The sequence below is a fragment of the Mycobacterium sp. TH-M11 genome (genome assembly GCF_057473725.1).
Map to the genome: position 1 here is coordinate 1 of NZ_JBYCLD010000304.1, position 3,925 is coordinate 3,925.

Consider the following 3,925-nt stretch of genomic DNA (forward strand, 5'->3'; position numbering starts at 1 on the left):
TCGGCGAGGAGTTGGACCTCGGCGACGGCTCCGGCGCGCTGGCTCGCTGTGTCGTCGAGGAGACCTCCCGCGATGGCCTGCGGGCCAGGGTGGTCGAGCGTCGGCAGGTGCCGCCGGTTCGGCCGCCGGTCACGGTGGTCCAGGCGCTGCCGAAATCCGAGCGGTCCGAGCTGGCCGTCGAACTGGCCACCGAGGCCGGCGCCGACGCGCTGGTGGCCTGGCAGGCCGCGCGCTGTGTGGCCCGCTGGGACGGTGCCCGTGCCGACAAGGGTCTGCGACGCTGGCGTGCGGTGGCCCGCGCCGCCGCGCAGCAGTGCCGACGCGCCTATGTTCCGACCGTCGACGGTGTGTGGTCGACCGCGACGTTGACCGAGCGGGTCGGCGAGGCATTGGCCGTTGGCGGGGTCGTTGTAGCGCTGGACGCGGCAGCCGAGCTGCCCTTGACGAACGTGGTTCTGGAGCAGGCGAAGTCGGTGCTATTGGTGGTCGGCCCGGAGGGTGGGATCGCCCCCGAGGAGTTGACCGCGATCGTCGATGCCGGCGCCGCACCCGTCCGGCTCGGCCCGACCGTGCTGCGCACCTCGACCGCGGCTGCCGTGGCGCTGGGCGCGCTGGGCGTGCTGACGCCCCGGTGGTCGCACCAATGATTTCGCGCGGAGCGCGCCGAGATCGACGTGGGCGTGACGTGCTCTCGACTTTTTCCGCGCTAGCGTCGATCTCGGAGTTGCCGGGCGAGAACGCTGAGCATTGGGCTGGCCCACCTGCCGGCGGTAGACTCCAATTGCCAACCCGCTGGCTAGACCGCAGAAAGCAGGCATCGGAACACACGTGACGCCCCGCGAAACCAACGCTGCTGGCCCGTCCACATCCTCGGTTCGCAGCAGCATCGATGTTCCGCCCGACCTCGTCATGGGCCTGCTCGGTTCCGCCGACGAAAACCTGCGTGAACTCGAACGCTTGCTGGCCGCGGATCTGCACGTGCGCGGCAACGCCGTGACCATCTCCGGACAACCGGCCGATATCGCGCTCGCCGAACGGGCGCTCGCCGAGTTGGTGGCGATCGTCGCCGGCGGCCAGGCGCTCACCCCAGAAGGCGTCCGCCACAGCGTCGCGATGCTGGCCGGCACCGGCAACGAGTCACCGGCCGAGGTGCTGACGCTGGACATCCTGTCCCGGCGCGGCAAGACGATTCGCCCCAAGACGCTCAACCAGAAGCGCTACGTGGATGCGATCGACGACCACACCATCGTGTTCGGGATCGGTCCGGCCGGCACCGGTAAGACCTACCTGGCAATGGCCAAGGCCGTCAACGCGCTGCAGACCAAACAGGTCACCCGCATTATTTTGACCCGGCCGGCCGTGGAAGCCGGTGAGCGCCTTGGCTTTCTACCGGGCACGCTGAGCGAGAAAATCGACCCCTACCTTCGTCCGCTCTACGACGCGCTGCACGACATGATGGACCCCGAGTTGATCCCGAAGCTGATGTCGTCGGGAGTGATCGAGGTCGCGCCGCTGGCGTACATGCGAGGCCGCACGCTCAATGACGCGTTCATCATCCTCGACGAGGCGCAGAACACCACCGCCGAGCAGATGAAGATGTTCCTCACCCGACTCGGGTTTGGCTCCAAAGTCGTTGTCACCGGCGATGTTACGCAGATAGATTTGCCAGGCAACCACCGATCGGGCCTACGCGCCGCGGTCGACATCCTCGACGGGATCGACGACATCCACATCTCGGAGCTCACCAGTGCCGATGTGGTGCGCCACCGATTGGTGTCCGAAATCGTCGACGCCTATGCGCGCCACGAGCAACCGGGTCTGTCGATGAACCGGGCTGCTCGACGTGGTTCGGGCGCGCGGTGATGCCGTGACGATCGAGGTCGCCAACGAGTCCGGGTTCGACGTGTCGGAATCCGAATTGATCAGCGTCGCAAAGTTTGTCATCACTCAGCTGGATGTCAACCCGGCCGCTGAGCTATCCATGGTATTGCTGGACACGGCGGCGATGGCCGACCTGCACATGCGCTGGATGGATCTACCCGGGCCGACCGACGTGATGAGCTTTCCGATGGACGAGCTCGAGCCCGGCGGTCGTCCCGATGCGCCCGAGCCGGGACCAGCCATGCTCGGCGACATTGTGCTGTGCCCCGAGTTCGCCGCCGAGCAGGCCGCGGCGGCCGGTCACTCGCTGGGACATGAGTTGGCGCTGTTGACAATTCACGGTGTCCTGCACCTGCTCGGCTACGACCACGCCGAGCCGGACGAAGAAAAAGAGATGTTCGGTCTGCAGCGCCGCCTGCTCGAAGAGTGGGTGGCCGATCAGGTCGAGTTCTACCGTCTGCAACGTCAGCACGAGCGAGACCAGCGGTTGCTGGACAAATCAAGGTATTTCGAGAATGGACGCTAGCCTGCGTTGCGTCGTGATCTGGTAAAGCCAGATCAAGCATGGCCCGCGCTGGGCTGAATATCGTTGACCCCGCGAACGCTCCTCTCGTAAAGAGATTAGGGGAGCCCGTGACCCCTGTTCTCCTGACCACCTCGGCCCCGCCGGACGCCACAGAGCTTTCCGCCTGGCCCACAGAACAGACCGCGACGTCGCCTGGCGCCCGTTCGCCGGCTTCTCGGTACTCGTCCAAGGCGCTCAACGCCAGGACGGTTCCTGCCGGCGCTGTCCTCTCACCGACGCCTTAAACATCACCCCTTCCAGCCAGCGGTGCGGCGTGCAATGCTGGAGAGCTTTGCTACTTGCGAGGAGATTCCAATGACCAGCTATCCAACCGATACGGCGACGATTACACAGACGAGCGAACGTGCCCACATCGACTACCGGACCGATCACGCAGCGCTAACCGCTGCGTGCGTGCAAAAGGGTAAATAGCAATGAAACACCTCATCGCGGCCGTCGCCGCTTCCAGCGCCGTCGCGCTCGTCGCGTTCGCCCCGACGGCACGCGCCGACGATCACATACCGAACATGGCCGCCGGCTACTGCCCCGGCGGCGGCGCGGGCAGCCAAATCTGGCTCGGCTACTGCGACGGGGCGCCCTACCCCGACGGCACGAAATGGCACGTCATCCAATACGGTGTCCCGGTGATCGGGCATCCCAACGGTCTGTTGGCGCCGGACATGCAGTGCGTCAACGCCGACGGCTCTCCAGCCAGTCCCGGTGGCTGCGGCGGCGCGGTGAAGTGATCCAGGCGCCACCGATGTTTTGTTGTCGGGTTTCGCCTGCGCACTTGCCGCGTCGGCTTTCGCCGAGGATACCGCCAATTTTCTAGACGGCTCGACGTCCGCCCTCGCCATCGGGCGGTCCATCCCCGACCCGCCCGATTCCCGGGTAACCTGCCCAGCGTCGACAAGCTGTACCTGGATCGCCGCCCGCGAAGACGTCTCTGTCCATCGGACCACGCAGCACATTAGGAGCGCCATGACGGCGGGTAGAAAAGCGCTGATCGCCGCCTGCTCGGCAGGCGTTGTATGTGTGCTACTGGCCGTAGCCGCTTTTATCGCGACGGCGTCTCGACAATCGTCGGGGCCATCACCGACGTGGAGCGCGCCAACGCCTTGACTCAGCACGTCACCGACGACGCGGGAGCGCGCGAAACTCGCCGCGATCCCCATCAAAGGACGCGCCCCGAAAACCGGCTATGACCGCGCACTCTTCGGCACGCCCTGGACTGACGACGTCACTGTTCCCGGCGGCCACAACGGCTGTGACACGCGCAACGACATCCTCAAACGCGACCTCACCGGCGTCGGCTTCAAACCAGGCCGCACAGCCTGCATCGTCCTCAGCGGCGTCCTGAACGATCCTTACAGCGGAACCACAATTCTCTACCAGCGCGGCCCTGGAACCTCAACCCAAGTACAAGTCGATCACATCGTGCCAATCCTGGACGCATGGCAAAAGGGTGCTCAACAGTGG

General features: G+C 65.7%; 5 protein-coding genes. All 5 read left to right on the forward strand.

The annotated features are described in order from the left end of the window. The coding region (locus AC2VOG_RS12520; protein ID WP_486940218.1) for a 16S rRNA (uracil(1498)-N(3))-methyltransferase at positions 1-647 on the forward strand (647 nt) is incomplete at its 5' end. A 181-nt stretch (positions 648-828) separates the two neighbouring features. Further along, positions 829-1,863, forward strand: a complete 1,035-nt coding sequence (locus AC2VOG_RS12525; RefSeq protein WP_486940219.1) for a PhoH family protein — start codon at positions 829-831, stop codon at positions 1,861-1,863. A gap of 4 nt (positions 1,864-1,867) precedes the next feature. Further along, positions 1,868-2,407, forward strand: a complete 540-nt coding sequence (ybeY, locus tag AC2VOG_RS12530) for an rRNA maturation RNase YbeY (RefSeq protein WP_486940220.1) — start codon at positions 1,868-1,870, stop codon at positions 2,405-2,407. 473 nt (positions 2,408-2,880) lie between these two features. Further along, a complete protein-coding gene (locus AC2VOG_RS12535; RefSeq protein ID WP_486940221.1) occupies positions 2,881-3,192 on the forward strand; it encodes a hypothetical protein in 312 nt (103 codons plus the stop codon). A gap of 427 nt (positions 3,193-3,619) precedes the next feature. Then, positions 3,620-3,925, forward strand: a 306-nt coding sequence (locus AC2VOG_RS12540) for an HNH endonuclease family protein (RefSeq protein WP_486940222.1), incomplete at its 3' end; no start/stop codon positions are given.

Excerpts from the sequence above, each read along its gene's own strand:
- AC2VOG_RS12535 (WP_486940221.1), top strand. The coding sequence starts at position 2,881 with ATGAAACACCTCATCGCGGCCGTCGCCGCTTCCAGCGCCGTCGCGCTC.